The organism is Synoicihabitans lomoniglobus, assembly GCF_029023725.1.
In the GTDB taxonomy this organism is placed as follows: domain Bacteria; phylum Verrucomicrobiota; class Verrucomicrobiia; order Opitutales; family Opitutaceae; genus Actomonas; species Actomonas lomonigloba.
Map to the genome: position 1 here is coordinate 1,665,309 of NZ_CP119075.1, position 26,545 is coordinate 1,691,853.

A 26,545-nucleotide genomic window follows, 5' to 3' on the forward strand; every position below is an offset into this window, starting at 1 on the left:
CTCAGAGGTTCATTTCGGCTTTGATGGTCGTAAAGGCCGCAATGGCGGCATCGAGATCTTCCTTGGTGTGGGCGGCACTTACCTGAGTGCGAATCCGGGCTTCGCCCTGCGGCACCACGGGATAAAAGAAACCGATGGCGTAGATCCCGAGTTCGAGCAGACGATTGGACACGCGTTGGGATAAGGCGGCATCACCGACCATGACGGGCACGATGGGATGCTCTCCGGCTTTCAAGTTGAGCCCCGCGGCTTCGAGGCCTGCCCGATAGTAGGCGGTGTTACTTTCGAGACGATCGCGCAGCGCGGTGGAGGCCTGCAACAGCTCCAACGTTTTCAATGAAGTGGCGGCGATCACAGGTGCGAGCGTGTTGGAGAATAGATATGGCCGCGAACGTTGGCGGAGCAGGGCCACGATGTCTTTGCGGGCGCTGACGTAGCCACCGCTGGCTCCGCCGAGCGCTTTGCCGAGAGTGCCGGTGACGATGTCGATACGGTCCATCACGCCACAGCGTTCGGGCGTGCCGCGTCCACGGGGACCGACGAAACCCACGGCATGGCTGTCGTCGACCATCACCATCGCGCCGTAGCGATCGGCGAGGTCGCAGATCTCGGCGAGGGGCGCGATGAAACCGTCCATCGAAAACACGCCATCTGTGACGATGAGTTTAAACCGTGCGCCCGCCGTATCGGCGGCCTGCAGTTGCGCCTCCAAATCGGCGAGGTCTCGGTTGCGGTAACGGAACCGTTTCGCTTTGCACAGCCGGATGCCATCGATGATCGAGGCGTGGTTGAGGGCGTCGCTGATGACGGCGTCTTCGGCCGTGAGTAGAGTCTCGAACACCCCGCCATTGGCGTCGAAGCACGATGAATACAGGATCGTGTCCTCGGCACCGAGAAACGCGCTGAGCGCCTGCTCCAAATCGCGGTGCACATCCTGGGTCCCGCAGATGAAACGCACCGAAGCGAGACCGTAGCCCCAGCGGTCCAGCGCCGCGTGGGCGGCGGCGACGACGTCGGGATGATTGCCGAGACCGAGATAGTTGTTGGCGCAAAAATTGAGCACTTCGCGACCGTCGTGCAGCGCGATGCGCGCGTCCTGCGGGGAGGTGATCAGGCGCTCGGTTTTGTGCAGTCCGGCGGCCGCGATTTCGTCGAGGGTCGAAGTGAGGTGGGCTTGGTAAGCGGGAGTCATGAGCGTGGTGAAGTTGAGCGCGTCGGCATCAGTGGGTGTTTTCCCAATCGAGAATGATTTTACCGGAGCGACCCGAGCGCATGAGGTCGAAACCTTCCTCGAAGGCGGTGAAGGGAAACCGGTGCGTGATGACCGGCGTGATATCCAGTCCGCTTTGGATGAGGGCGGTCATCTTATACCACGTCTCATACATTTCGCGGCCGTAGATGCCACGGAGTGTCAGCATGTTGAATACAACCTTGTTCCAATCGATGGCGGCCGATTCGGGCATGATGCCCAACAGCGCGATGCGCCCGCCGTGGGCCATGTTGTCGATCATTTCGCGCAGGGCGGCGGGGTTGCCCGACATCTCCAAACCGATGTCAAAACCCTCCTTCATTTTGATCTGTTGCTGCATGTCGCGCAGCGAAGCGTGGGCGACGTTCACGGTGGCCGTCGCGCCCATGCGGGCGGCCAGCGCGAGACGCTGGTCGTTGACATCGGTGACCACGATGTTGCGGGCCCCGGACTTGCGGGCGATGGCCGTGGCCATGCAACCGATGGGGCCGGCACCGGTGATCAGAATGTCTTCGCCCACGAGATCCCATTGCAGGGCGGTGTGCGTGGCGTTGCCCAGCGGGTCGAAGCACGAAAGCACGTCGAGCGGGATCGATTTGTCCACGTGCACCGCGTTGCTGGCGGGCAGGCAAAGATACTCGGCGAACGCACCGTCGCGGTTCACGCCGACGCCCCGTGACGCCTTGCACAGGTGGCGGCGACCGGCGAGGCAGTTGCGACACTGGCCACACACGATGTGACCTTCGCCGTCGACCAGATCGCCCGGCACGAAGCCCTGCACGTTTTGACCGACTTCGACAATTTCACCCACGAACTCATGTCCGATGATGAGCGGCGCTTTGATGGTTTTTTCCGCCCATGCGTCCCAGTTGTAGATGTGCACATCGGTGCCGCAGATGGACGTGCGTTTGATGCGGATAAGCACGTCGTTGATGCCCAATTGGGGCACGGCAGTTTCGATCAGGGAAAGACCGGGTCCGGCCGCGGTCTTGGCGATGGCTCGCATGGTTCTTTCAGGCATAAGAAGGAAACGGCCAACTTGTTCCGGTTGTCATCGGTAAACAACCGGGAAAGAATTTTCATGCAATTTTCAGCCGCCGCCGGCCGGATCGAGCGAGCGCCAGAGATACCAACTCGCCACGCTGCGCCACGGTTTCCAACGATCGGCGTGCGCGAGCAACTCCGCCGGCGTGACCGTTTCGCTTTGTCGAAAATGGCGCGCAAACGCCAAGCGAATGGCGAAATCTCCCGTGGGCATGACGTCGGGTCGACCGAGGCGGAAGAGCAGAAGCATGTGCACCGTCCACGGTCCGATGCCGCGCACGGTGGTCAGACGGGCGATGAGTTCGTCGTCGTCCATCCGCCGGGCGATGGCGAGCGAGGGCACGGTGCGGGCCGCGGTTTTCGCACTGAGATCGCGCAGCGCGGCGAGTTTGGCGGCGGAGAGGCCGGCCGTCCGCAATTGTGTGTCGGTCAATTCATCGATCGCCTCCGCCGTGGGACGCGGTCCGGTCAATGCGAGGACGCGCCCGTGAATACTCGCGGCGGCTTTGCCATGGAGCTGCTGATAGATGATGGAGCGCAGTAACGATGCGAACAGGTCTCCGGTCCGATGCAGTCGCAGGTCGAAAGGACCGCAGGCATCCATCAAATCCGCGAGGTCGGAGTCGGCGGCGCGCAGGTGAGCCACGGCGGTCGCCGCGTCGTATCGCGGTTTCATGCCGGGAAAAGTTCGCTGCCTTCGATCGCCAGTAGTTGCAGCTTCGTGGTGATTCCGCCGCGCGCGGAAAATCCCGTCATCTTGCCGTTGGCGCCGATGAAGCGGTGACACGGCACGAGCAAGGGCCACGGGTTTTGACCGAGCGCGGTGCCGACCGCCCGACTGACCGCCGGAGGCTGGCCGATGGCGCGGGCGAGATCACCGTAGGTCGCGGTTTGACCAGACTTGATTTTCAGCGCGGCGTGATAAATCGAGGCTTGGAAATCACTGACCTGATGCCACGCGTAAGCGACGTCGGTGAAATCCTGCGGCTCACCGCGCAGATGGCTCTGCACCCGTGCGATGAGCGCATTGACCCAGGCGGGAGCCGGCGCGGACGTTTCGGCGGGGGCCAACAGCGCAAAGCCCGTCACCACATCGCCGTCCCAACTGATACTGCAGTCTCCGATGGCGGTGGCGAAATTGTGAGCCGACATGATGCCTCCACGCTGGGACTCGCGCGGCGCTTGTCGAGAACGCGCGCGTCGGTTTCAGGCGGTCTTTGAAACGGGCTGACGTAAAATGGTTTTCAGCCGCGCCGGTTCCACCCGCCGCGGGTCTGACAGGTAGATTTCATGGGGATCACCATCGCTGGCATAGCCTTCGGCGGTGGCGTATCGGGCCATGGCGGCAAACGTGGACGGTTCATCCTCGTAGGGACCGACGTGCAGCATCTGCACCACCAAACCTTCATCGATTTCGACCCGTTGCACTTCTCGAACCGTAGCGGGTTTTTTCTTCTCGATCAGCACCGCAATGGTCTCATCAAGTTCGGCCGCTGTGATGAAGTCGGGCACGCGCATGAGCAATTGCCACCGCCAGCCGTCGGAGTCGCGTTCGGCGGGCAAATGCTTCCAAATGCACTCAAGCTTGCCCACCGCGTAGTCGGGACCCGGGCCCAGTTTGCGGCGGAATTTCAGCGTGTAGCCCACGGCGTAGAGTGCCCCGATGCCATCGCCGAAGCGGTCGCCACCGGGACGACCGGAGCCGTTGAACGCTAGATAGAGCCCCGGTGTGGTGGGCACGAGTTTGGGCGTGCGGGGCGACGCGTATTCAGATTTCAGCGACTTGAAGAGATCGATTTTTCCGGGAGTGGGCATGGGGGCGGCGGGTCAAGGGGTGAGGGGAATCAGCGGGGCGTGGATGTCGGTCAGCAAATCGGCCGCCGCCGTGGAATCGGGGTCGGTGAGGTAGATCTCAAAACAAGGCGTGTCGGCCAACTCCCGACCGCTGCGCGGCAGCCAGGTCCCCATCAAATGCCGATACGATCGGCCGAGATCACGGTAGGATCCTTGATGCGTCAGCACGGCATACTCACCGCCGGTGACTTCCCGCACCGTGATACCGACGGGAGGCTCGAAGTCGTCGGTCACCGTGATCGCAGCGTCGTAGCGCAGGGCCTCCGGCGGTGTGTTGTCGGGGTCGTCATAGCTGATCCCCATCATTTGGGTGCCGGGGCCCAGATCGCCGGTGGCGCCCAAGGCGGAGGTGAGTTGGTCCCAGGCGAGACCACAGGTGGCGTAAGGTCCGACATGACGCACGCAGGCGACCCGACGGGCCGGGAGGGTTTGGATCGATACTTTCATGGCAAAGGGACGATAGGGAACGGAGCGAAAATCGACGCGGTGACTCTCCGCCTCGTAGTGGATGCGCGAACGCGCGGGCAGGGCGTAGTTGCGCAGCCGGAGGCGACGGAATGCGCTGGGGCTCTGGGTGTAGGCGCGGGCAAATGCGCGGCTGAAGGCCTCGTGAGACTCGTAGCCGGCGGCGAGGGCGACTTCGAGAATGCCGTCGGATCGGCAGTTCAGCTGCCAGGCCGCGCGTTCGAGTCGCAGTCGGCGCACCAGGGCGTGCATGGTTTCCCCGGTCATGCCCGTGAAGACCCGGTGGAAATGATACGGAGAGAGGCAGGCGACGTTGGCCAAAGCATCGACGGGCAGCGGCTCGTCCAAGTGTGCTTGAATGTAGTCCAGCACGCGCAAAACGCGTTGTTTGTAGTCTTTGAGAGTGACGGCCTGCATCGGGATTAAAACGACGGTGCAGTTATATCACGAAGCGTTCCGCCCCTGCTTGATCGAACTTGCGCAATGAGCGGGGGGCGGAGCCGATCATGCCCGAAACTCAACTCTCGACGGCAGGGGTGAGCAGTCCGTCTTTGACCGCTTCGTCGAGAATCGCCGCCATGTGTTCCCACAAGGTGGTGGAGCCGTCCGCGATGTGGCAATTGCGAGCGACCACTTGATCGTGGGTGATGCCGTGCTTTCGCCAAGAGGCACCCTCGGTATTGATGTTGAGCAGCATGGGCTGAATGCGGTCGCACGCGGCGGCAAATTTGGCCTCGGGGGTGGTGCGGGCTTCAAACTCATCCCAGAGTGCGCGGAACTCCGCGGTTTGATCGGGTGGCAACAGACCAAAGAGCCGATCGGCGGCCACGGCCTCGCGCTCGTGTTGATTTTGCATGCCCGCCGTGTCGTAGGCGAAGGTATCACCGGCATCGATTTCCACGATATCGTGGAGGATGAGCATCTTCAGCACGCGCAGCATGTCCAAGTGAGCGGAGTTGGCGTGCTCGGTGAGCACCAGCACGAGCAGGCAGAGATGCCAGGAGTGTTCGGCGTCGTTTTCGCGCCGTCGACTATTGATAAGTAACGTCTGGCGAAAGATTTCCTTCAATTTGTCGACTTCGACAATGAAGGCGAATTGACGCTGCAGGCGTTCGGCGGTCGGGGAAACAGGGTCCATACGCCACGAGAGAGGGTTTGCCGCCCAAACGCAATCAGGCAGCGTTCGCGCCCCGGTTTTGGGTGGCGACCGGTCGGCTGAAACTCGTGACCGCTTTTCCTTGCTCGGTCTGGGGCGGAGCTCTTCGATTCGGTCCGTTTGCCCTCATGAAAATCCTCGTAGCCGACAAGATATCTGCCAAAGGAGTTGCCTATCTGCGTGAGCAGCCGGGCTTCGAAGTCGTGGAGGCATATGGCTCCTCCCCCGAGCAAGTGCTCGAACTGGTGAAGGACGTGCACGCGATCGCGGTGCGCTCCGAAACCAAAATCACCCGCGAGGTGCTGGACGCCGCTCCGGAACTGAAAGTGGTGGGCCGAGCCGGCGTGGGCGTGGACAACGTCGACGTCGAGGCGGCCACCGAGCGCGGCGTCGTGGTGATGAACACCCCGTCCGGCAATACGATCGCGACGGCGGAGCTGACCTTTACGCACTTGCTGTGCGGGGCGCGCCCCGTGCCTCAAGCCGCCGCCACCATGAAAGCCGGCAAGTGGGACCGCAAAGCTTTTGCCGGGGTGGAACTCTTTCACAAGACCCTGGGGATCGTGGGCATGGGCCGCATCGGCGGCGAAGTTGCCAAGCGGGCGAAAGCTTTTGGCATGCGGGTGGTGGCCTACGATCCCTATCTCGCGCCGAGTCGCGCCAAGGCCATGCAGGTCGAGGGCGTCGAACTCGACACGCTGTTGGCGGAATCCGATTTCATCACCGTGCACATGCCGCTGACGGATGACACCAAATACATGATCGACGAAGCCGCTCTCGAGAAGTGCAAGTCCGGCGTCCGATTGTTCAATTGCGCCCGGGGCGGTATCATCAAGGAAACCGCGTTGATTGCCGCGCTTAAAACCGGCCATGTCGCCGCCGCCGGACTCGATGTCTACGAAGACGAGCCGCTCGCGGTCGACAGCGAACTGCGGTCGCTGCCCAACGTTTCGCTCACGCCCCACCTCGGTGCCTCCACCGCGGAAGCGCAGGCGGCGGTGGGCGTGGAAATCGCCGAACAAATCACCGACGTGCTCAAGAGCGGCGTCATCCGCAATGCGGTCAACATGCCGTCCATCGACGGCGCGGCGTTGAAGGTGCTCGGTCCGTATCTCGACCTCGGCACCAAGCTGGGCACCCTCGTGCAACAGATTTCCCCGGCCCAGATCGCCGCTCTCAAGATTACGTATTGGGGCAAGATCGTCGACCTCGACGCCAACGCCGTGACACGGGCCATTCAGCGCGGATTCCTCCGTCGGATCAGTGCGGATGACGTCAACGACGTGAATGCACCGTTCCTCCTCAAGAGCCTTGGCATCGAAGCCGAGGTGACGAAGTCGAACAGCGATTCCGATTATACCGATTTGATTCAGGTCGAAGTCGTCGATGGCGAAGGCACGTCGCACCGCGCCGTGGGCACGCTGCTCGGCAAGGCCCAGCAGCCGCGCATTGTCGGCATTAACGGCCGTGAGGTCGAAGTCGCCGCCGAGGGCAAACTGCTCGTGCTCGAGAATCTCGATTTGCCAGGCATGGTTGGGGAAATCGGCACCTTGTTGGGTCGCGCCGGGGTCAATATCGCCGACATGTCGCTCAGTCGCCTCGTGCAAGGCGAGACCGCCTACATGGTCGTGCGGGTCGACAGCGAACCCAAGGAGGCCGCGCGCGAAGAAATTAAAGCGCATCCGAAGATCAAACTCGCCAAGTTCGTGCAACTCTAACTTCCGTCCCTCCTGCCCATGTTACTCCCCCTCGTCATCACTGCGGTCGTCGGCTACCTCCTCGGAGCCCTGCCGTTTGGCTATTGGTTGGCCAAGGCGAAGGGGGTCAACATTATGGAAGTAGGCAGCCGCAATCCGGGTGCCACGAACGTCAAGCGCGTGCTCGGCGCCAAGGCCGGCAACACGGTCTTCCTGCTCGATGCACTCAAGGGCTTCATCGCCACCGCCATACCGTTGCTCTTCCAACTCGGCGGTCCGGCGGGCAGCAGTGGTTACGATCTCGGTGGCGTGATCGGGGTGGCGGCGGCCGTGCTGGGACATTCGTTTTCATGTTTCATCGGATTCCGAGGCGGCAAGGGAGTCGCCACGGCGGCCGGTGGATTGTTCGTCCTGATGCCGCTGCCGTGCGTGATCGCGGGCGCGGCCTGGGTTGCCACATTTTTCATCTCCCGTTATGTATCCCTGGCCTCGATTGTGGCGGCGTTGGTCATCGCGACGCTGCCGTGGTTTTTAAGTTTTGGCCTCATCATCAATGGGGTGGCGACCCTGCTGGGTCTACTCGTCATTGCCCGGCATCACGCCAATATCAGCCGTTTGCTCGCTGGCACGGAGCACCGCTGGGACCGTAAATAAGCGTCCCTTAGTCATTTTTTCATGAGCGATCTTCCCATCGTAAACATCGGTATTTGTGGTCTCGGCACGGTCGGGCAGGGGGTGTGGAAACACATCACGCGTTCCCGGGCCAAATTTGAATCCCGCCTCGGCGCCCGCCTCGTGCTGAAAAGCGCCTCGGTGCGCGATCTCGGTAAAAAACGCTCGGTGCGTGTCGCCAAGTCGCGCCTCACCGACGACCCCATGGCGCTCGCGACCGATCCCAAAATTCAGATCGTGTGCGAACTCATGGGAGGCACGACCCTCGCCAAAGACGTGACCCTCGCAGCCCTGCGCCTCGGCAAAACCGTGATCTCGGCCAACAAGGCGTTGGTTTGCGAGCATGGCCCGGAGCTGTTTGCCGCGGCGCGCGAGCACGGCGGACATTACTTTTTCGAGGCCTCGGTGGCCGGCGGCATCCCGATCATCAAAGCATTGCGCGAGGGGCTCGTCGCCAATCGTTTCCGCCGTATTTACGGCATCCTGAACGGCACGTGTAACTACATCCTCACGCGCATGGAACGGGAGGGGCTGACCTACCCGGTGATTCTGCAGGAAGCCAAGGCACTCGGTTACGCCGAAGCCGAGGAATCGCTCGATGTCGATGGCTGGGACACCGCGCACAAGGCGTCGATTTTGACCCACCTGGCCCACGGCACGTGGGTGCCCACCAAGGCGATGGTGGTCGAGGGCATCACTCAAATCACCCAGGCGGACATCCAGCACGCCAAGGAAAGTGGTTTCGCGATCAAGTTGCTCGCAGTGATTGAGCAGGACGAGAAAACCGACGAAATCGCGGTGAGCGTCGCCCCCATGTTGCTGCCGCGCACCAAGGTGCTCGCCAACGTGAATGAAGTCTACAACGGCATCGCCGTGACGGGTGACGTCGTGGGCGAGACCATTTACATCGGTCGAGGGGCCGGACAGGACGCGACTGCTTCAGCCGTGATCAGCGACATCGTCGACGCGATCGCGCTGCTGCTGCGAGGCAACGCCGCGTTGCCCGAGCCGGTCGAGCACAACTACCCGCTGGCCAAACCCGAGAACCTGACCGGCCGCTATTACTTGCGCCTCGATGTGAAGGACGAACCGGGCGTGTTGGCCAAGATCGCCACGGTGACATCGAAGTCCAAGGTCAGCATCGCCAGCCTCGATCAGCGCCCCAGCGATCAAACCGGTGCCGCGTCACTCATTCTCACCACCCATCGCAGCAACGAGAAGGCGATCCGGAGCACCGTCAACAACTTGCGTCGCTTGTCATCCGTGCTCGGAGAACCGTTCTTGTTACGCATCGCCTCGTTCGAGGACTGATCCCTTTCCCTATTCCCATGTCACGTATTGTGCAAAAATTTGGCGGCACCTCCGTGGGTGACGTCGAGCGCATCAAAAAAGTCGCCGAGCGCGTGAAGCTCACGGTGGACAAAGGCAACCAGGTGGTCGTCGTCGTGTCGGCGCGCGCCGGGGTGACCAACGAGCTCACCGCCCGGGCCAAGTCGATTTGCGACGATCCCAGCGATCGCGAGATGGACATGCTCCTCTCGGTCGGTGAGCAGGAGACCATCGCCCTCATGGCCATCGCGCTGCATCACATGGGCGTCGAGGCCGTCTCCTTCACCGGAGCCATGGCCGGAATCTACACCGATGCCAACCACACCAAGGCGCGTATCCAGACTATCGATGCGTCGGCGGTGGAAACGCAGTTGGCCGCCGGCAAGACCGTCATCGTGGCGGGCTTTCAAGGCATCAACGAGGATGGCCACATCACGACCTTCGGTCGCGGTGGTTCCGACCTCAGCGCGGTGGCCCTGGCGGCCGCGCTCAAAGCTGATAATTGTGAAATTTATACCGACGTGGACGGCGTTTACACCGCCGATCCTCGATTCGTGAGTGCGGCCCAGAAAATTCCTGAAATCTCGTATGATGAGATGTTGGAACTCGCTTCGTCGGGCTCCAAGGTCATGCAGTCACGCTCCGTAGAATTTGCCGAAAAACATGGAGTGGTTTTCGAAGTCCGCTCATCCTTTAACTTCAACCGAGGAACCGTAGTGAAAGCAGAAGTGCCCCATATGGAAAAAGTCGTCGTTCGTGGCGTGGCCGTCGATAAGGACCAAGCCAAGATCATCGTGAGCAACATTCTCGATAAACCGGGTTCGGCCGCGAAGGTGTTCACCGCCATGGCCGAGGCCGGCATCGTCGTCGACATGATCGTGCAGAACGTCGGTCGCAACGGCATCGCCAACCTGACCTTCACCGTGCCGCAGGGCGATACGCGCAAGGCGCAGAAATCCCTCGAACACGTGCTCGATGAAGTGGGCGGCGGTCATGTGGCCGTGCACGAAAACATCGCCAAGCTTTCCGTGGTCGGCGTGGGCATGAAAACTCATTCCGGCGTGGCCGCGGCGCTGTTCAAAGGATTGGCCGATGCCGACATCAACATCGACATGATCACCACCTCCGAGATCAAGATCTCCGTGGTCGTGGATCAGGACCGCGTCGACGAAGCCGCCCGCATCACCCACACCGCCTTCGGCCTGGATGCCTGACCGCGCCTGAATCGTTCTCGTTCCTCGTTCTCTTAATCGTTCTCGATCCGAGAAACGCGGGTAGCGAGGCAGCGAACGAATCGCTGGAGAACGAGAACGATTGGCACTTCCTTATGAACTTCATCTCCACGCGCGGCGATACTCCGGCACTCGGTTTCAGTGACGCGGTCGCCACCGGACTGGCTCCGGACGGCGGACTGTTCTTGCCCGAAACGCTGCCCCAGTTTTCGAGCGATGAGCTGAAGGCGTTGGCGGGCTTGGATTACCCGGCGCTCTGCACGGCGTTTTTCCGGCGGTTCGCGACGGACATCGATGAAGCGACCTTTGCCGCGATCGTCGCCAAATCCTACACGTCGTTCACGCATCCTGAGATCGCGCCACTGGTGCCGCTGGCGGACAACCTGCAGGTGCTCGAGCTCTTTCACGGTCCCACACTCGCCTTCAAAGACTTCGCGCTGCAGCTCCTCGGCAATCTCTACGAGCATCAGTGTGCGGCGCGGGGACAAACCATCAATGTGCTCGGCGCCACTTCGGGCGATACCGGCGCGGCCGCGATCCACGGCTTGTTGGGCAAACCCGGCACCGCCATTTTCATCCTCTATCCCGACGGGCGCGTGGCACCGTTACAGGAACGGCAGATGACGTGCACCGGCGCGGACAACGTCTACACCATGGCGATCGAGGGATCGTTCGACGACGCGCAGACGGCGCTGAAGGATATTTTTGCCGATCAGACGTTTCGGCTCCATCACCGGTTGTCGGCGGTCAACTCCATCAACCTCGCCCGGGTGCTCGCGCAATGCGTGTATTACCTGTCGGCGTGGCTCCGCTTGCCGACGGCGCAGCAGGAGAATGTCGAGTTCGTCGTGCCAACCGGAAATTTTGGCAATGTGCTCGCTGGTTGGATGCTGCAAAATATGGGTGTGCCCATCCGCGGGTTCAAAGTCGCGACCAACCAAAACGACATCCTCTACCGGCTCTTCACCACGGGTGAATACAAAGTGGATCAGGTGGCGCCGAGTCTCGCGCCGTCGATGGATATCCAAGTCGCCTCCAACTTTGAGCGCTTTCTTTATTTTGCGCTGGGCCGCGATCCGTCCCGGGTGCGCGAAGTGATGACGACGTTCAAGGCGACGGGGGAATACCGTTTCGAGTCCTTCGATCGTTCGACCTTTTCGGCTTCGAGATGCAGCGATGCCGAGATCCCGGGTATCATCAAATCCGTCTATGAGCGATTTGGTTATGTGGCGGATCCTCATACCGCATGCGCGTTTGCGGCGCCCGATTCGGATCGTCACAGCGTGGTGCTCGCCACGGCGCATCCGGCGAAGTTTCCCGATACTCTGCGGGCCGCGATCGGCGTGGATCCAAGGCACCCGTCGCTCGAGGCCCTAAAGTCGCGTCCGATTGTGAAACATCCGGTGGCGGCCTCGGCTGACGCGATCCGAGCGTTTATCGAAGCGCGGGCCGTTTGAGACGTTAGTCGAACTCAAATGCCCCGGTGATACCACTTTGGGACAGTCACAAGGCCAAGCGGGGCGGGGGAGTCACCTCGTTGCTCGTCACCATGAATCTGCTGGTGTTTGCGGGCGAAACGGGACTGGCCTTATTCGATCCGACGGGTCTGGAAGCGTTGTTCAATCAGTTTGCCCTCGTGCCCTCGCGCTGGATCCAGTCTTGGCAGACTTGGCGGGGTTGGGTGCCCGTGTTCACGGCGATGTTTTTGCACGGCAGTTTCATGCACGTGCTCGGCAACATGCTGTTTTTGCGCGTGTTTGGACGTTCGTTGGAGGATCACCTCGGCTCGTTTGTCTTTCTGATGCTTTATTTAATCACAGGAGTCGGAGCCGCTGGCGCGCAAGTGCTGGCCGATTCCGGATCAGCGGTGCCGATGATTGGGGCGAGCGGAGCAATCTCGGGTGTGCTGGGCGCCTATCTGTTGCTGTTGCCGACGCGTTGGATCGTGGCGCTGGTGCCATGGATTGTGCCCATTGTGCCGATCCCGGCGTTGCTGTTTCTTGCCATCTGGTTTGCAGTGCAGTTGACCAATGGGCTGGGCTCGCTCGGGGCGGCACCGGCCGGCGGCGTGGCTTGGTGGGCGCATGCCGGAGGGTTTGTGGCGGGCATGGTGATGGCGGCGATGTTGCGGCGGGACGGATCTGCCAAGTCGCGCCGTGGTCGCCGGAAGGATTGAGCCTCGACAGCATTGGACCCCTTGGGCATCCCGTTGCTGCGTGAAATCTCTCCCCATTATTGCTGCGATTATTACGATTGCCCGTTCGCCCGGGCAGGTCGATGCGGCATAGACGGACTTCACTCCTCGCCGATCTTCCTGACACCCCGGGCTTACCGCTCGGGGTTTTTTGTTTTCGCCCGGCTCACTATACCTCCAAGTTGATCCTTCCGCCTCATGAACACCACCGAAGTTAAAATCTACGACACCACTCTCCGCGACGGCACGCAGGGCGAGGGGATTAGTTTCTCCGTGACCGACAAGCTGTTGATCGCCGAGAGACTCGATGCGTTCGGGGTGGACTACATCGAGGGCGGTTTCCCGGGATCGAACCCGCGTGACATCACGTTTTTCGCCGAGGCCAAAAAGCTGAAGCTCAAGCACGCCAAGCTGGCCGCGTTCGGCGCCACCCGCCGGGCGGGCGTGAAAGCCTCCGCGGATGCCCAACTCGCCACGTTGCTCGACAGCGGCATGCCGGTGATGACGATCGTCGGTAAGACGTGGGACCTGCATGTCACCGAAATCCTACGCACGACGCTCGAGGAAAACCTCGCCATGATCGAGGACTCCGTGCGCTACCTCGTGAGTCAGGGGCGCGAGGTGATCTACGATGCGGAGCATTTCTTCGACGGTTACCGCAGTGATCCCGACTACGCCTTCAAAACCTTGGCCGCCGCCCTGCGCGGCGGCGCGAGCAACCTCACCTTGTGCGACACCAATGGTGGTTCTCTCGTCAACGATTTCCAGGACATCGTGACGAAGGCGGTCGCCGAGTTCGGCGGCGACAAGGTCGGCGTGCACACGCACAACGACAGCGGCTTGGGCGTGGCGCTTGCTCTCGCCGGCGTGGCGGGTGGGGCGACCTTGGTGCAAGGCACCGCCAATGGCTACGGTGAGCGCACCGGCAATGCCAATCTCATCACGGTATTACCGAGTCTGTTCCTCAAAATGGGCAAGACGGCGCATTGTGCCGCCAATCTGAAGCAGCTCCGCGAGCTCTCCTTGTATTTTGACGAACTGGCGAACCTGCGACCGGACACCAAAATGCCCTACGTCGGGGCCTCGGCCTTCGCGCACAAAGGCGGCTTGCACGCCAATGCGGCTCAAAAGGTGAAGTCGTCCTACGAGCACATCGATCCCGCGCTCGTCGGCAACCACACCCGCGTGCTCGTCTCCGACATGGCTGGTCGTTCGTCGGTGGCCATGAAGGCGCGGGAACTCGGGATTGAAATCGACGAAAAGGGGCCGGAGATCAAAAAGCTTATCGAGGAGCTCAAGGAACTTGAGTTCACCGGCTACGAGTTCGAAGCGGCCGACGCTTCGCTGAAGCTCTTGATCAGCGGCTCACTTGGTCAGAGCAAATCGTTCTTCGAAGTGGAAAACTACCGCGTGATTGTGGAGCACCACGGCGGGCAGTTGTTTGCGGAGGCGACCGTCAAAGTGACGGTGAACGGCGAAAGCCATCACACCGTGGCCGAGGCCACGGGTCCGGTCAGCGCGTTGGACAAAGCCCTGCGTTCCGCGCTCAGCGCTGCTTATCCCCGTCTCAGCGAAATGAAGCTGCTCGATTACAAGGTGCGTATTCTCGAAAACGGACTGGGGGCCAACGCCCGCACCCGCGTGCTCATCGAGTCGGCCGATGCCGATCACGTCTGGGGCACCGTAGGGGTGAGCGACAACATCATCGAAGCTTCCTGGGAAGCGCTGTGTGACGCGGTGACCTATAAACTCACTCAAATCGAGGCGTAGCGGAACCTGCTGCGTTGCATAGTGTTTGCATCGATGGCCGCCCGTCGGTGGGAAGCGTGATAACCGGGAGCCGGCTGATCGCGTGGGACCTGATCAATGGGGTTCGTCCCCACTTCGAAATGCCAAAATCCGCGACAATTTTACCCTCAAATTACGCTGGCGGAAGGACGAATTGCCTTTCACGGTCGGGTTACCGTGTCGTTTAGAATCTCCAATACCGTCATCAACTGGTCCAACAGTGCGTTCCTCATCGGGACGGCGCTGATCAGTCTTACCGTCGTGCCGTATCATATTTGGACCGTGGGTCTCGATATGTTTCAGATCGGGATGTTCTTCGTCTTTTTCATCGCGACGGGCTTGAGCATCACGTTGGGCTACCATCGCCTGTTCTCCCACAAGTCGTTTAAGGCGACTTGGCCGGTGCGCTTTCTCACGCTGGCCTTCGGGGCGGCGACGTTTGAGAACCATGTGCTGGCCTGGGCCTCGGATCATCGCCGCCACCACAAGCACGTCGATCACGACGACGATCCTTACGATATTTCCAATGGTTTCTGGCACGCGCACATTGGCTGGATCTTGTTCAAGAAACTGCCCGAGCCGCCCTGGACCAACGTGGGCGACCTGCGCAAGGACCCGCTCGTGATGTGGCAACACAACTACTACATCGCGATTGCGTTGGTGGTGGGCTTTGTGATTCCGACCGGACTCGGTTGGCTGCACGGTGGTGCAATGGGCGCGTGGAGCGGATTCCTGATCGCCGGCGTGCTGCGCGTTTTCGCGGTCCACCACATGACATTTTTCATCAACTCGCTGTGCCACACGATCGGCTCCCAGCCCTACTCCAGCAAATGCAGTGCGAAGGACAGCGGTATCATGGCCATCTTCACCTTCGGCGAGGGGTATCACAATTATCACCACGAGTTCCAACACGACTACCGCAATGGCGTGAAGTGGTGGCAGTGGGATCCCACCAAGTGGACCATTTGGACGCTCTCCAAACTCGGCATGGTGGAAGACCTGCGCCGGGTGGATGAGGAAAAGGCCATCGCGGCTCAGCTCACCGAGGCCCAACGTCGCGTCAAGGCGCACCTCGAAGGCTCCGTGAACCGACTCAGCGAGCGCAGCCAGGAACTTTTACATGCTTCCAGTGTTCGCCTCGACGAACTGTTGGAGCGTTGGACCGAGCTCAAGGAGCACTATCGTCATCAGGTGGATGAGTTGAAACACGACTACGCCGAGAAGACCGACGAAAAGTTGCAGGAAGCCCGCCACGCGCTCGAAGAGATGCGTCGCGAAGTGCGCGCCGCTTTCGAGTTGCTCGATCGGTTGCCCGCCGCCGCCTGATCCATTCCGTTTTACCAGAGCCGGGACGTTAATCGTCCCGGCTTTTTTGGGCCCGGACATGCCGATTAATTGGGTAGGTCGGTTTACAACAACGGCGCGAGCAGACGGCTCAGTTCCTCGGCCAATGAGCTGAGAATTCGGTAGGGGCTGCGTTTACGCGGGGTGTAGGCACGACACACCCGAATCAAATCGCCCACCCATTGGCGCATCATGGCGACGTCATCCGGGGAATAGGAGACGATACCGATTTCGAAATTCACGAACAAACTGCGCAGGTCAAAATTGGCGGAGCCGAACAAGGCCGCCCGGTCGTCGATGACGAGCGCTTTTGCATGCAGCATGCCGGGCTCGTAAAGCAGCACCCGGGCACCGGCCGCGTGCAGTTCCCGCAGATACTGGCGGCGGGCGTAGTCGGTGATTTTGTGATTCGACCGTGCCGGCACCATGAGGGTCACGTCCTTGCCGGCGCGAGCCTTCACCAGGAGCGAGCGTTGCAGGACTTCGTCGGGGATAAAATAGGGGGTGATGATCCACACGCTGTGTTCCGCTTCCTGAATCAATGAAACAATGCCTTCGTAGAGCGGGTCGCCCTCGACGTCGGGTCCGCTTGCAATGACCTGTAATTCGCCCGTGCCGGCCGCGACGGGGCAAAGGGGCTCAACCGTCGGGCGCAGCGATTCGACGGACTGCGATGACGCATGACTCCAGTCGGCGTAGAAAATTTCATTGATGAGCCCAACCGCCGGGCCGTGGATCAGGGCACCGAAGTCCGCGAACCGTTTGGACCACGGCGTGGCGCCCATATAATCTCGGGCCAGATTGCGCCCGCCCACGATCGCGGCGCAGTCGTCGAACACCGCCAGTTTGCGGTGATTGCGCAAGTTGGCCGAGTAGCGCGTCGAGAGTGGGGCGACGGGCATGAACCGAACGACCTCGCCGCCGGCCTCCCGCAACGTGTTACAGAAGGATCGACTGGCGATAAAACTGCCGAGTCCGTCGAGTAAAAGCCGCACTTTTACGCCGGCGCGGGCCCGCTCGGCGAGGGCATCGATGATCGCCCGACCCGTTTCCTCACGACCGAGAATAAACGTGGTGATGTTGATGGTGTGGCGGGCGTTGCGAATCTCCGCGATGATGGACGCAAAGGCATCCTCGCCACTCGTCAGGAGTTTCAAGCGGTTGCCGCCGATGGGCTCGGCGGCGCCGTTGGCCACGATGGCGCGAGCGGCGGGCAGCAGCCGGGTGGCGGCCGAAGCAGGCGGCGCGCCCATCAGGTGCAGCGACACCCGACGCTTGCGGGACACGAGTTGCTGGATCTTGCGGCCACCGAGCAGCAAATAGAGCGGCACGCCGACGTAGGGGATCAGCACGATTCCGAGCAGCCACGCGATGGTATTGCCCGGTTGTTTTTTTTCGCTGATGAGTCGCGCAATCGCGAAGACCGCCAGCACGAAACCGCCCACCGTAAGCAAGTGGGACCACAGACTCGTGGTGACGACTTCCGTGACTTCTTCCTGGGTCATGTTGGTAAGGGGGGAGGCGAGGGCTAGAGTCGACCGAAACCGCGGGCGGAGCGCACGGTGGGCAGACGGAACCTGAACACGAATGGAGGTCGCGTCGAGTGTGCGGCGTAAAAGTTAACGTGTTGGGAACGAGGGCTTGGCGAATTTAAATGGGAACAAAACAAAGTAATGGGCACTCTCGCGTTATCCAAGTTCGTTGCTCTCGTTTGTGCACCGCCCGTCCGTCTTCAACCCCGTTATGACTTCAGCCCGACTGTTCACGCTCTCCTGCCTCCTGCTGGCGGCTCTCTCACCGTTGGCTCGCGCCCAAACCAGCCGCATTGATTTTCCGGCGGCCAGTCCGGCGGCGGAACTGCGCCAGCGGGTCGGTTTGACCGACTTTCAAATCGTATATTCCCGGCCGAGCGTGAAGGACCGGCAGATTTTTGGGGAATTGCAGGCCTACGGTGAGGTGTGGCGCACAGGCGCGAATGCCGCGACCAAGATCACGTTTGATACGCCGATTGTATTTGGCGGCAAACCGGTCGCGGCCGGCACCTACGGATTGTTCAGCATTCCGGGGGAAACGGAATGGACCGTGATTCTGAACCGCACGGCCGAGCAGTGGGGCGCATTTAATTACGACGAAGCGGAGGATGTCCTGCGCGTCACGGTGCCGGTGCAGGCGTTGGCCGATCCGGTCGAAAGCTTCTCCATTTGGTTCAACGATCTGCGGGATGAGTCCGCCACCTTGAATCTGACCTGGGAAAAGGTCAGCGTGGCGGTGCCGATCAAAGTGGATGTGAAGGACCGCATCGTGCCGCAGATCGAAGCGGTGATGGGCGCGGGGCAACAGCAACGGGACTACATCTACTTCCAATCGGCCGGATTCTATTTCGATCACAACCTCGACCTGCAAAAAGCGGCCAAGTGGATCGATCTCGCACTCGCGCAAAGCCCGAACGCGTTTTGGATGCTGCATCTGAAGGCCAAGATCCACGCCAAGCTGGGTAACAAATCCACCGCGATCACCGCCGCCGAATCGTCCACCAAGTATGCGGTCGCGCAGGAAGGTCCCGGCAGTGGCTACAAGGTCATGAACGATGCCCTGATCGCGGAACTGCGCTGATATGACCACGTTTGCCGAACACCAGGCCGCGCCCAATGCGGACGCGGATGATGAAGCCAAAACCGGCCTGAGGGGCGTGCCCACCTGGCGCGGCGTCTATGGCTGGGTCATGATCATTTTCGCCGGCTTGGTCGGCGTGATGACCGCATTCGGGATATATTATTCATGACGCTCCTCGATTACGTAGTTCTGTTTGGGGCGATTCTGAGCATCGCGATCTATGGCGTGTGGGCCACGCGTGGTGGTGGACTGGATACATACCTGAAGGGCGACCAACGCATTGGCTGGGGCACCATCGGTTTGTCCGTCATGGCGACCCAGGCCAGCGCGATCACGTTCCTGTCCACCCCGGGGCAGGGATTCGAGAGCGGGCTGGGTTTTGTGCAAAACTACTTCGGTATGCCGTTGGCATTGATCATCGTCGCGGGAGTGTTTCTGCCGATATATCGCCGGCTCAAAGTTTACACCGCCTACGAGTATCTCGGGAAACGCTTTGATGGGAAAACCCGCCTGCTCGGTGCCGCGCTCTTTCTGCTGCAACGCGGGCTCGCCGCCGGCATCACGATTTACGCTCCGGCCATCATCGTTTCCTCGGTGCTGCACTGGCCGCTCGGACTCACGGTCCTGGGCACCGGCATCCTCGTCGTCATCTACACGGTGACCGGCGGCAGCGAAGCGGTCAGTCTTACCCAACGGTATCAAATGGCGGTGATTTTGCTCGGCATGGGCATCGCCTTCGTCGTGGTGCTCATGAAGATGCCGACCGGCGTGTCACCCGACGATGCGCTGGCCGTCGCAGGCACGATGGGGAAACTCAACGCGGTCAACTGGAACTTCGACCTCAACGAACGCTACACGGTGTGGTCGGGCATTTTTGGCGGCCTCTTTCTGTCGTTATCCTATTTCGGCACCGACCAATCCCAGGTGCAGCGCTACCTGACGGGGCGGTCCCTGCGTGAAAGCCGCATGGGGCTGATGTTCAACGCCGTCCTGAAAATTCCGATGCAGTTCTTCATCCTGCTGTTGGGGGTGTTTGTCTTCGTCTTCTACCAGTTCGACCGTCAGCCCGTGTTCTTCAACGAAGCGGTGTGGGCGCAGCAGCGTGACGGCGCGCAGGGCGCGACCTTTGTGGATATCGAAGAGCGCTTTATCTCGGCCCAGGCGGATAAAAAAAGTGCCATCGAATCGTTCCTCGCCGCCCGCGAATCCGGTGATGAGGCCACCACGGAAGTCGCACGATCAAACCTGCTCGCTACCCAGGAAACCTCGAATGCGATTCGCGCGGAGGCGAAGGGAGCCCTCGCGGCCGCCGATGCCGAGATCAAGGCCAGTGATGCGGACTATGTGTTCATCACGTTCGTATTGGATCACTTGCCACATGGTTTGGTGGGCTTGTTGGTGGCCGTGATCTTTTGCGCGGCGTTGTCATCGACGGCTTCCGAGCTCAACGCACTCGGCTCCACCACCATGGTCGATTTTTACCGGCACATTTGGAAACCGGGAGCGGACGATGCGCACAGCGTAACGGCCTCGAAATGGTTCACTGCCATGTGGGGCGCGATCGCGATCGCCTTCGCGTTATTCGCCAACCTGGTCGAGAACCTGATCGAAGCCGTCAACATCCTCGGCTCGATTTTCTATGGGGTGGTGCTGGGCGTGTTCCTGGTCGCTTTCTTCCTTAAGCATGTTCGCGGCACGGCCGTTTTCTTTGCCGCGTTGATCGCGCAGGCATTGGTCATCGTTTTCTTCTTCCGCCTCGAGATCAGCTACCTGTGGTATAACTTCATCGGTTGCGGCATGGTGGTGGGATTCAGTCTCCTGCTGCAGATCTTCCTCCCGGGTAACAAACCTCAGCCGGATTCGGCGGCGGTATGAGTGGCGCACCTGTGATCGCTTTCGGTCAGCAACCCTGCGGTTTTTTCCCGCGCCGATTTCTCGTCGCCAAGGTTTGGACCGCCCGGCGGCTGCAAAAAGAAATGGGCGGCGAGATCGTGTTCTTTTATCACGATGCCGACCACGATCCTCGCGAGACGCAAACGACCTTGCGCCATCGCACGACCGACGAGGCGCAAACACTCAACTTCACCTTCGAGAACAAACTGCAGCGCAAATACACGCCGCTGTATGCGAAGCGCATCCCGGCCGATTGGCAGGCGAACACGGCCCGGCAACTCGGGGCTTTCGTGAGTGCGGAGGCGATCGAGGCCTTCAAGGCGGTGCACGCGACCAATGTGGCCGACTTCTGTTTGGAAATGTATCGGGCCATGGGCATGCTCGAGGGCGTGCGGGTCGTGCGCTCCAGCGATCCCGCCGTGCGCACCGCCGCCTGTGCGATCGACGACCACTACGCCGACGTGCCCTGCGAGGGCGAAACCGTGCGCGCTCGATGCGTCGCCGGTGCTCTCAAACTCCATCGCGGCGGCTCGGCTTATCAGACGTTACCACCTTGTGAATACGGTCCCGCACAAATCAGTCCGGCCCGTGATTCGCGCCTCGGTTGGATGCAGTCGGTCATCGGTTGCACGCACTATATCGCCGGCGCAGGGGAACAAGCCTACTTGCGCACCGCCGACGCGCCCGACATCACCTTTGTCGCCCGGGACGAGATTGACCGTTCCAGTGAAGCCTATGTCGACCTCCCCGTCTAACCCCGCTCCCTTACTCGCCATCGGCGCGCATCCCGACGATCTCGAATTCGGGGTGGGCGGCGTGCTGGCCGCTGAAGTGCGGAAGGGCCGGGCGGTGCACATGGTGATCGGCTCACGCGGCGAATCCGGCACCAACGGCACGCCGGAACAACGCACCCTCGAGGCCGAGGCCGCCGCGGCCAAACTCGGCGCGACGATCGAATTCATCGACTTGGGCGGCGACGCCAACATCGAGAACACCCGCGCCGGCGCCCGGCAGATTGCGGCGATCATTCGCCGGCTTCGGCCGGAGATCCTGCTCGCGCTAAGCATTGTCGAAGATCAACACCCGGACCACGTGGCCGTCGGTCGCATGACACGCGACGCGGCGCGTCTCGCCCGTTACGGTGGTTTGGAGCAACTCAAACCGCTGGAGCGTCACGCCATCACCCATTTGTTATATTACGCGGTTTCGCCTGATGCGGTGCCGCGCGAGATCAACCCGGTGCTTTACGCGTTGGAGGACGCGGACGTGCAGATCTGGCGCGAGGCCATGGCGGCGCATGCTTCGCAAATGCAGACCCGTGACTACGGCAGTTTACAAATTACCCGGGCGAGTTTGCTCGGACAAAATATCGGCGGCCGGCACGCCATCGCCCTTTATCCCAACGATCCGCTGGTGATCGCCGATCTTGGTGGTCTGGGTCATGGTGGCCGTCATTTTTAAGCCATGACCACGACTGGAGATCCCATGCGGGTAGGCATCGTTTGTTACCCCTCCGTGGGCGGCAGCGGCATTTTGGCGTCGGGCCTCGGCGACGAATTGGCGGCCCGCGGTCACGAAGTCCATTTCGTGAGCTACGAACGACCGTTCCGCCTGCAACCAGGGCAGGAGCGTGTGTATTTTCATCCGGTGGAGATCAGCAACTACGAGCTGTTCAAATACCCGGACTACACGCTGCCGCTGTCGGTCAAGCTGGCGGAAGTTGCCGACACCTACGGACTCGACATCCTGCATGCGCACTACGCGGTGCCGCACGCCACCGCCGCCACGCTGGCGCGAGCCATGTTGCCGGAGACGCGCCGACCGGCGGTCGTCACCACGCTGCACGGCACCGATACCACCTTGCTCGGTCGCGATCCCGGCTACGCGCCCGCAATTCGCTATGCATTGGAAGCCTCCGACGCGGTGACGGCGGTGTCCGACTTCCTGCGCAGCGAAACCCATCGCCTCATCGGAGTGGAGCGCGAGATCGACGTGATTCACAATTTCTTCGATCCCCGACCGGCGGTGCGCACGCGAGACGCCGCGCGGCAGGAACTCGGGGTGCGACCGGATCAAAAGCTGGTGCTACATCTCTCCAATATGCGTCCGGTCAAACGCATCGATGTGCTGCTCAATGCCCTCGCCAAGGTGCCGGATCGCGACCGCTTCAAAGTCGTAATGGTCGCCGGCGGTTCCTTCACGCCCTATCAAAGTCTGGTGAAGAAATTGGGGCTCGAAAACACGGTGATCGTGCGGGAGCACGTGGCCGTGGTGGAAGACTATTTGCAGGCCGCCGATGTGGGATTGTTCACGTCGGATTCAGAGAGCTTTTGCCTCAGTCTACTGGAGGCCGCCAACTTTGCGTGTCCCAGTGTGGCCACGAGCGTGGGTGGAATTCCGGAAGTCGTGGAAAACGAAAAATCCGCCTTGCTCGTGCCGGCCGCCAACAGTGATGCGGTGGCGGCGGCGCTGGACCGTCTGCTCCGCGATGATGACCTGCGTGCCAACCTCGGACGGGCCGCCCAGGCCCGGGCGCGCGCCATGTTTTCCACCGCGCGTATCGTGCCTCAATACGAGGCACTCTACCGGCGCGTGCGACCGCGCCGATAGAGCCCGGCGGTTCAGCCTAGCGCCCGGTGGGGCGAAAGCGGGTTTCGATCGAAACTTCCGTGATGCCCGCGGCACGCACGGCATCGAGCAAACGAATGGTGTCGCCGTAGTTGGCACGATCGTCCGACGTGAGCATCACCTTGGCCTCCGCCTTGGTCGCGTAGTCGGCGAGGCGGTTGCGCACGAGTTCGAACGAAATTTGTTCCTGGTCCCAGTAGTAGTTTCTTTGGTCTGAGACTTGGATCATCACGGGTTCGACCGGCGGGACAAACACCGGCGGCGGGGTGACCTCGACTTTGGGCAAAATGAGTGGAATGACACCGGTGCGATCGAGGGACAGGGTGAAGAGCACGAAGGTCGCTAACAAAAAGAAGATCACATCGATCAACGGAATGATCTCGATCCGTGCCCGTTTTTCCGGGGCCGCATCGAGGTCGGGTAGGGGAGTTCCATGCATGACGAAAGCAGATTGAGGTTAAGGGGATAACACTGCCGAAGGAACAAAGGTCGCTCGCAATTATGGGTCGCGAAACCGGAGGGGTATGCGGTCACGTCGCACGGATGGGGACGACGCCCGGAACTGTGCTGCCAGTGTGGTCATGCCCACCGGGAGCGGCAAGGTTGTAATGCCCGTGCGGGGCGCCTCACCAGCCCGCCGCGCGCCGGATGGATGGCTCCAGCTCGAGGGCCATTTGTTCGTGCTGGAACGCGACCGGGTGCGGGTCACTCGCCGTGCCGGGATAGAAGCCCAAGGGCGCCAGTGACACTCGAGTATCCCCTTTCTGGTGACGCCGGGTGACGAGGGTGTCGAGGCAGTCGCGCAAACGAATTCGCCTCGCCCCGCGCACGGTGGCCGGGTCGTCGCTGAGCCCGGATGCCTCGGTCAATACAATCGCTGCGGTCGGGTGCGCCGTGCGCACGTCGTCGAGGAAGGCGTCGTAGGCTGCCACGTAGTCGGCATCGGGAATGGGGTCCGTCAGGAAGTCGGCGAGACCGAGATGCAGGAGAATCACATCCGGTTGGTAGCGATCGTGATCCCAGCGTGCGGCGGGATCATCGGGCAGGGCGAGGGGGAAGAACTGCGGAGCGTTGTTCGTCGCCGTGCGACCCGCCCAATCCATCACCACCCCGCGACCACCGTAGGCGACGACATGGACCTGCGCATCGAGCGCCTTGCCCAGCAACACGCCGAAGGAGCGCCCGGCATTGATTGCCCGCGGATGTTCGCTGATGTCCTCCGGAGGAAAGCGCTCGATGAATTCGCCGCAAGCCGCGGAGTCTCCGATCAGGAGAAGTTTGCGTTCCGGCAGGACGGGGGCGGGCAGGAGTTCGCCACCGTCGGGAATCGTCAGGCCGGTGAACGTGCTGACGCCCATCCAGGCTTCGTTGCGACGCACGAGCTCAATAATCCAACCCTCGGCGGGCGCGTCTCCCGTCGGTAGGGCGATCGTGTTGGCGCCGTCGTGCAATCGCAGTGTCACGGGTTGCCAACCATTGCAGGACAGGTTGAAGGAATTGTCGGCGTTACTGGAATTGAGATGCACCGTGGGCGCCGCGCCCCGATAGCGAAATCGCAGGGTGATGGCGGGGTAGGCCATCACCACTCCCGTGTCATTGACGGCCGTGCGTCCGATGATGGCGATGCGCGGATCCGTGGGTTTTACCCGTTCGGCCGCCCAACTCCAGAGGGCGGAAGACATTGCGAGCAGGATGATCACGCTGAGGCGGCGGAGCGAAACAAGGGGCATACCGTGTGATTGACGCGCCCGGACGCCCGGAGCGACTTCTCCCGAGCTCAACGTTCGACGGACCCATCACCGAATTCAGGGTGCAACCTCGCGTCTCGGTCTTAGCTTCGTGTTCCATGAAACGCCTGCTGCTTACCCTGTGCTTCGCTGCCACCACGCTCACCATCGGCGCGCACGATGTGGCGATCTATGCGCGCAGTGAAGCTTACGTGATCGGAGCCACCGCACCCGACCTGGGCACCGACCCCAAACAAAAGTTTTGGGCCGCATTCAAAAATGCAGTCGCGGAGCCCAAACCTTGGCCGAGCCGGATTCCGATGACCAACCCACCCGCCTGGGGCAAAACAGTGAGCGCGAACACGGGAGGCGCGCTGGCTTATCGGGAGATGTTTCCGGGTGGTTTTTTCTGCCACCTCTCACTGCACGATCTGGCACCAAATCAACGCTATATTCTGACCCTCAACGGCAATCCAGAGCTGGCCGGCAACGAATTCTTGCCGACGCCGGTTCCCGGTCTCGAAGCCGAGCGTTACTACGATTTTGCTTTCATCGAGACCGATGCGGCGGGCCGCTACGAAGCGACCTTGGGAATCAAGTTAACACCGGGAAACTACGATGTTCGGCTCTACGTGAAGGACACCGCCGATTTCAAGATCGTGTCCTACCATGACTACTTTCCCTTCACGGTGACCGAGTGAAACGCATCCGAGTGAGCCCGGGGGATGATCCAAATGTTCAAAACATAGCGCAAATCGTCGGACGTTTTAGGGTGTATTGCGTAAATGGATAGGTTTCCCTGCTTCGCGTATGGCTTCGATTTATCGTCTCTACCCCTCGGCCGGCTTCATCACTATCGAACACGATGGTTCGCACGTAAAAGCGGCCGCATCGTTCGGCTTTGATGCGCTGTTCACTGCTTCAGATCCACTCGCGACGACGACCGCGGCATTTGCCGCCGGCACGCCGGTGGAAGGACCCGGGGAGCCGACGCCCTTGATCGAGCACCAGGAAGTCTGGGCGGCGGGCGTCACCTATTTCCGCAGTCGCACGGCCCGCATGGAGGAATCCAAGGATGCCGGCGGCGGCGATTTCTACGACCGCGTTTACGATGCGCCGCGGCCCGAGTTGTTCATGAAGGCGACACCCCATCGCGTGGCTGCTCCCGGCGGTGCCGTGCGTATCCGTAAGGACTCGGCTTGGAATGTGCCCGAACCCGAACTCACGTTGGCGATCAATGCCGCGGGTAAGGTTTTCGGTTTCACCGTGGGCAATGATATGAGCTCCCGCGACATCGAGGGCGAAAACCCGCTTTATCTGCCTCAGGCGAAAAGTTACGCGCTGAGCGCCGCTCTGGGACCATGTCTCGTGGTGACCGACGAACTGCCGAGCCCCGATACCGTTATCGCCATCGAGATTATCCGTGCCGGTGAAACCGTGTTTTCCGGCGATACCAAGATCGATCAGATCAAGCGTCCGCTGCTGTCGCTGGCCGAGTGGTTGTATCGTGACAACGAGTTTCCCGCCGGCGCGTTTCTCATGACCGGCACCGGCGTCGTGCCCGACGACGACTTCACGCTGCTGCCCGCCGACGAGGTGCGCATCACGATCGAACCCGTGGGCACGCTCTCCAACATCATCATTCAATGATGCGCTCCCG

The 26,545-nt window shown here is 61.2% G+C and carries 26 protein-coding genes; 16 read left to right on the top strand and 10 right to left on the bottom strand.

All coding sequences use genetic code 11. From position 1 onward, the window contains the following. Nucleotide 1 precedes the first annotated feature (1 nt). The 7 genes from PXH66_RS06525 to PXH66_RS06555 all read right to left on the bottom strand — a co-directional run bounded on the left by PXH66_RS06525 (nt 2) and on the right by PXH66_RS06555 (nt 5,750). Nucleotides 2–1,192 (bottom strand): glycine C-acetyltransferase, encoded by a 1,191-nt coding sequence (locus PXH66_RS06525; protein ID WP_330929050.1) that lies wholly within the window; start codon nt 1,190–1,192, stop codon nt 2–4. Nucleotides 1,193–1,220: 28 nt separating this feature from the next. Beyond that, nucleotides 1,221–2,270 carry an L-threonine 3-dehydrogenase gene (gene tdh, locus PXH66_RS06530; RefSeq protein ID WP_330929049.1) on the bottom strand — a complete coding sequence of 350 codons (1,050 nt, stop codon included), beginning with the start codon at nt 2,268–2,270 and terminating at the stop codon, nt 1,221–1,223. A 69-nt stretch (nt 2,271–2,339) separates the two neighbouring features. Continuing rightward, nucleotides 2,340–2,969, bottom strand: coding sequence for a DNA-3-methyladenine glycosylase family protein (locus tag PXH66_RS06535; RefSeq protein ID WP_330929048.1), 630 nt, complete (start codon nt 2,967–2,969; stop codon nt 2,340–2,342). Next, nucleotides 2,966–3,445: a methylated-DNA--[protein]-cysteine S-methyltransferase gene (locus PXH66_RS06540; RefSeq protein ID WP_330929047.1), complete on the bottom strand. Its 480-nt coding sequence runs from the start codon at nt 3,443–3,445 to the stop codon at nt 2,966–2,968. Before PXH66_RS06540 ends, PXH66_RS06535 begins: the two co-directional genes overlap by 4 nt. Nucleotides 3,446–3,499: 54 nt before the next feature. Then, a complete protein-coding gene (locus tag PXH66_RS06545; RefSeq protein WP_330929046.1) occupies nt 3,500–4,108 on the bottom strand; it encodes a GyrI-like domain-containing protein in 609 nt (202 codons plus the stop codon). Between the two features lie 12 nt (nt 4,109–4,120). Beyond that, the gene (locus PXH66_RS06550) at nt 4,121–5,029 is read right to left on the bottom strand and encodes an AraC family transcriptional regulator (protein WP_330929045.1); all 909 of its coding nucleotides are present in this window, start codon (nt 5,027–5,029) and stop codon (nt 4,121–4,123) included. A gap of 100 nt (nt 5,030–5,129) precedes the next feature. Next, nucleotides 5,130–5,750: an HD domain-containing protein gene (locus PXH66_RS06555; RefSeq protein ID WP_330929044.1), complete on the bottom strand. Its 621-nt coding sequence runs from the start codon at nt 5,748–5,750 to the stop codon at nt 5,130–5,132. A gap of 146 nt (nt 5,751–5,896) precedes the next feature. On the opposite strand from PXH66_RS06555, the gene serA reads away from it, so the two are divergent. The 8 genes from serA (at nt 5,897) to PXH66_RS06595 (ending at nt 16,006) form a co-directional block, all read left to right on the top strand. After that, nucleotides 5,897–7,486: a phosphoglycerate dehydrogenase gene (serA, locus tag PXH66_RS06560; protein ID WP_330929043.1), complete on the top strand. Its 1,590-nt coding sequence runs from the start codon at nt 5,897–5,899 to the stop codon at nt 7,484–7,486. 18 nt (nt 7,487–7,504) lie between these two features. Then, nucleotides 7,505–8,119, top strand: coding sequence for a glycerol-3-phosphate 1-O-acyltransferase PlsY (plsY, locus tag PXH66_RS06565; protein ID WP_330929042.1), 615 nt, complete (start codon nt 7,505–7,507; stop codon nt 8,117–8,119). A 21-nt stretch (nt 8,120–8,140) separates the two neighbouring features. Further along, entirely contained in the window at nt 8,141–9,448 is a 1,308-nt protein-coding gene (locus PXH66_RS06570; RefSeq protein ID WP_330929041.1) for a homoserine dehydrogenase, read from the top strand. 17 nt (nt 9,449–9,465) lie between these two features. Beyond that, a complete protein-coding gene (locus PXH66_RS06575) occupies nt 9,466–10,680 on the top strand; it encodes an aspartate kinase (protein WP_330929040.1) in 1,215 nt (404 codons plus the stop codon). A gap of 113 nt (nt 10,681–10,793) precedes the next feature. Further along, nucleotides 10,794–12,155 (top strand): threonine synthase, encoded by a 1,362-nt coding sequence (thrC, locus tag PXH66_RS06580; RefSeq protein WP_330929039.1) that lies wholly within the window; start codon nt 10,794–10,796, stop codon nt 12,153–12,155. Between the two features lie 26 nt (nt 12,156–12,181). Further along, nucleotides 12,182–12,874 (top strand): rhomboid family intramembrane serine protease, encoded by a 693-nt coding sequence (locus PXH66_RS06585; protein ID WP_330929038.1) that lies wholly within the window; start codon nt 12,182–12,184, stop codon nt 12,872–12,874. A gap of 216 nt (nt 12,875–13,090) precedes the next feature. Further along, the gene (gene cimA / locus PXH66_RS06590) at nt 13,091–14,662 is read left to right on the top strand and encodes a citramalate synthase (RefSeq protein WP_330929037.1); all 1,572 of its coding nucleotides are present in this window, start codon (nt 13,091–13,093) and stop codon (nt 14,660–14,662) included. Nucleotides 14,663–14,857: 195 nt separating this feature from the next. Continuing rightward, nucleotides 14,858–16,006: a fatty acid desaturase gene (locus PXH66_RS06595; protein ID WP_330929036.1), complete on the top strand. Its 1,149-nt coding sequence runs from the start codon at nt 14,858–14,860 to the stop codon at nt 16,004–16,006. 83 nt (nt 16,007–16,089) lie between these two features. On the opposite strand, the gene PXH66_RS06600 is transcribed toward PXH66_RS06595, so the two are convergent. Further along, nucleotides 16,090–17,529: a phospholipase D-like domain-containing protein gene (locus tag PXH66_RS06600; protein ID WP_330929035.1), complete on the bottom strand. Its 1,440-nt coding sequence runs from the start codon at nt 17,527–17,529 to the stop codon at nt 16,090–16,092. 238 nt (nt 17,530–17,767) lie between these two features. Between PXH66_RS06600 and PXH66_RS06605 the strand changes: the two genes are divergently transcribed. Genes PXH66_RS06605 through bshA form a run of 6 tightly spaced genes read left to right on the top strand, consistent with a single transcriptional unit; the run spans nt 17,768 to nt 23,140 of the window. Next, nucleotides 17,768–18,637: a DUF2911 domain-containing protein gene (locus PXH66_RS06605; RefSeq protein WP_330929034.1), complete on the top strand. Its 870-nt coding sequence runs from the start codon at nt 17,768–17,770 to the stop codon at nt 18,635–18,637. Between the two features lies 1 nt (nt 18,638). Further along, nucleotides 18,639–18,806: a hypothetical protein gene (locus tag PXH66_RS06610; RefSeq protein ID WP_330929033.1), complete on the top strand. Its 168-nt coding sequence runs from the start codon at nt 18,639–18,641 to the stop codon at nt 18,804–18,806. Beyond that, the gene (locus PXH66_RS06615; protein WP_330929032.1) at nt 18,803–20,512 is read left to right on the top strand and encodes a sodium:solute symporter family protein; all 1,710 of its coding nucleotides are present in this window, start codon (nt 18,803–18,805) and stop codon (nt 20,510–20,512) included. The genes PXH66_RS06610 and PXH66_RS06615 overlap by 4 nt, the downstream gene beginning before the upstream one ends. Next, the gene (locus PXH66_RS06620) at nt 20,509–21,285 is read left to right on the top strand and encodes a hypothetical protein (RefSeq protein ID WP_330929031.1); all 777 of its coding nucleotides are present in this window, start codon (nt 20,509–20,511) and stop codon (nt 21,283–21,285) included. Before PXH66_RS06615 ends, PXH66_RS06620 begins: the two co-directional genes overlap by 4 nt. Then, complete coding sequence (locus PXH66_RS06625) at nt 21,266–21,991, top strand: PIG-L family deacetylase (RefSeq protein ID WP_330929030.1); 726 nt, start codon at nt 21,266–21,268, stop codon at nt 21,989–21,991. Before PXH66_RS06620 ends, PXH66_RS06625 begins: the two co-directional genes overlap by 20 nt. A 3-nt stretch (nt 21,992–21,994) precedes the next feature. Next, nucleotides 21,995–23,140 carry an N-acetyl-alpha-D-glucosaminyl L-malate synthase BshA gene (gene bshA / locus PXH66_RS06630; protein WP_330929029.1) on the top strand — a complete coding sequence of 382 codons (1,146 nt, stop codon included), beginning with the start codon at nt 21,995–21,997 and terminating at the stop codon, nt 23,138–23,140. 16 nt (nt 23,141–23,156) lie between these two features. Here bshA and PXH66_RS06635 read toward each other — a convergent pair whose 3' ends face one another. Then, entirely contained in the window at nt 23,157–23,597 is a 441-nt protein-coding gene (locus PXH66_RS06635) for an ExbD/TolR family protein (protein ID WP_330929028.1), read from the bottom strand. A 187-nt stretch (nt 23,598–23,784) separates the two neighbouring features. After that, entirely contained in the window at nt 23,785–24,888 is a 1,104-nt protein-coding gene (locus PXH66_RS06640; protein ID WP_330932272.1) for a GDSL-type esterase/lipase family protein, read from the bottom strand. Nucleotides 24,889–25,004: 116 nt separating this feature from the next. Here PXH66_RS06640 and PXH66_RS06645 point away from each other — a divergent pair, with 116 nt between their 5' ends. Together PXH66_RS06645 and PXH66_RS06650 are read left to right on the top strand one after the other, a co-directional pair. Continuing rightward, nucleotides 25,005–25,586, top strand: a complete 582-nt coding sequence (locus tag PXH66_RS06645) for a hypothetical protein (RefSeq protein WP_330929026.1) — start codon at nt 25,005–25,007, stop codon at nt 25,584–25,586. Between the two features lie 109 nt (nt 25,587–25,695). Then, the gene (locus PXH66_RS06650) at nt 25,696–26,535 is read left to right on the top strand and encodes a fumarylacetoacetate hydrolase family protein (protein WP_330929025.1); all 840 of its coding nucleotides are present in this window, start codon (nt 25,696–25,698) and stop codon (nt 26,533–26,535) included. Nucleotides 26,536–26,545: the final 10 nt, after the last annotated feature.

Bases quoted from the DNA above. Each gene is read 5' to 3' on its own strand.
- serA (WP_330929043.1), top strand. From the start codon at position 5,897: ATGAAAATCCTCGTAGCCGACAAGATATCTGCCAAAGGAGTTGCCTAT.
- tdh (WP_330929049.1), bottom strand. From the start codon at position 2,270: ATGCCTGAAAGAACCATGCGAGCCATCGCCAAGACCGCGGCCGGACCC.
- PXH66_RS06570 (WP_330929041.1), top strand. From the start codon at position 8,141: ATGAGCGATCTTCCCATCGTAAACATCGGTATTTGTGGTCTCGGCACG.
- PXH66_RS06525 (WP_330929050.1), bottom strand. From the start codon at position 1,192: ATGACTCCCGCTTACCAAGCCCACCTCACTTCGACCCTCGACGAAATC.
- PXH66_RS06625 (WP_330929030.1), top strand. From the start codon at position 21,266: ATGTCGACCTCCCCGTCTAACCCCGCTCCCTTACTCGCCATCGGCGCG.
- thrC (WP_330929039.1), top strand. From the start codon at position 10,794: ATGAACTTCATCTCCACGCGCGGCGATACTCCGGCACTCGGTTTCAGT.
- PXH66_RS06555 (WP_330929044.1), bottom strand. From the start codon at position 5,750: ATGGACCCTGTTTCCCCGACCGCCGAACGCCTGCAGCGTCAATTCGCC.
- PXH66_RS06615 (WP_330929032.1), top strand. From the start codon at position 18,803: ATGACGCTCCTCGATTACGTAGTTCTGTTTGGGGCGATTCTGAGCATC.
- PXH66_RS06535 (WP_330929048.1), bottom strand. From the start codon at position 2,969: ATGAAACCGCGATACGACGCGGCGACCGCCGTGGCTCACCTGCGCGCC.
- PXH66_RS06540 (WP_330929047.1), bottom strand. From the start codon at position 3,445: ATGTCGGCTCACAATTTCGCCACCGCCATCGGAGACTGCAGTATCAGT.
- PXH66_RS06545 (WP_330929046.1), bottom strand. From the start codon at position 4,108: ATGCCCACTCCCGGAAAAATCGATCTCTTCAAGTCGCTGAAATCTGAA.
- PXH66_RS06620 (WP_330929031.1), top strand. From the start codon at position 20,509: ATGAGTGGCGCACCTGTGATCGCTTTCGGTCAGCAACCCTGCGGTTTT.
- PXH66_RS06650 (WP_330929025.1), top strand. From the start codon at position 25,696: ATGGCTTCGATTTATCGTCTCTACCCCTCGGCCGGCTTCATCACTATC.
- cimA (WP_330929037.1), top strand. From the start codon at position 13,091: ATGAACACCACCGAAGTTAAAATCTACGACACCACTCTCCGCGACGGC.
- plsY (WP_330929042.1), top strand. From the start codon at position 7,505: ATGTTACTCCCCCTCGTCATCACTGCGGTCGTCGGCTACCTCCTCGGA.
- PXH66_RS06635 (WP_330929028.1), bottom strand. From the start codon at position 23,597: ATGCATGGAACTCCCCTACCCGACCTCGATGCGGCCCCGGAAAAACGG.
- PXH66_RS06550 (WP_330929045.1), bottom strand. From the start codon at position 5,029: ATGCAGGCCGTCACTCTCAAAGACTACAAACAACGCGTTTTGCGCGTG.
- bshA (WP_330929029.1), top strand. From the start codon at position 21,995: ATGACCACGACTGGAGATCCCATGCGGGTAGGCATCGTTTGTTACCCC.
- PXH66_RS06645 (WP_330929026.1), top strand. From the start codon at position 25,005: ATGAAACGCCTGCTGCTTACCCTGTGCTTCGCTGCCACCACGCTCACC.
- PXH66_RS06605 (WP_330929034.1), top strand. From the start codon at position 17,768: ATGACTTCAGCCCGACTGTTCACGCTCTCCTGCCTCCTGCTGGCGGCT.
- PXH66_RS06600 (WP_330929035.1), bottom strand. From the start codon at position 17,529: ATGACCCAGGAAGAAGTCACGGAAGTCGTCACCACGAGTCTGTGGTCC.
- PXH66_RS06640 (WP_330932272.1), bottom strand. From the start codon at position 24,888: ATGCCCCTTGTTTCGCTCCGCCGCCTCAGCGTGATCATCCTGCTCGCA.
- PXH66_RS06610 (WP_330929033.1), top strand. From the start codon at position 18,639: ATGACCACGTTTGCCGAACACCAGGCCGCGCCCAATGCGGACGCGGAT.
- PXH66_RS06575 (WP_330929040.1), top strand. From the start codon at position 9,466: ATGTCACGTATTGTGCAAAAATTTGGCGGCACCTCCGTGGGTGACGTC.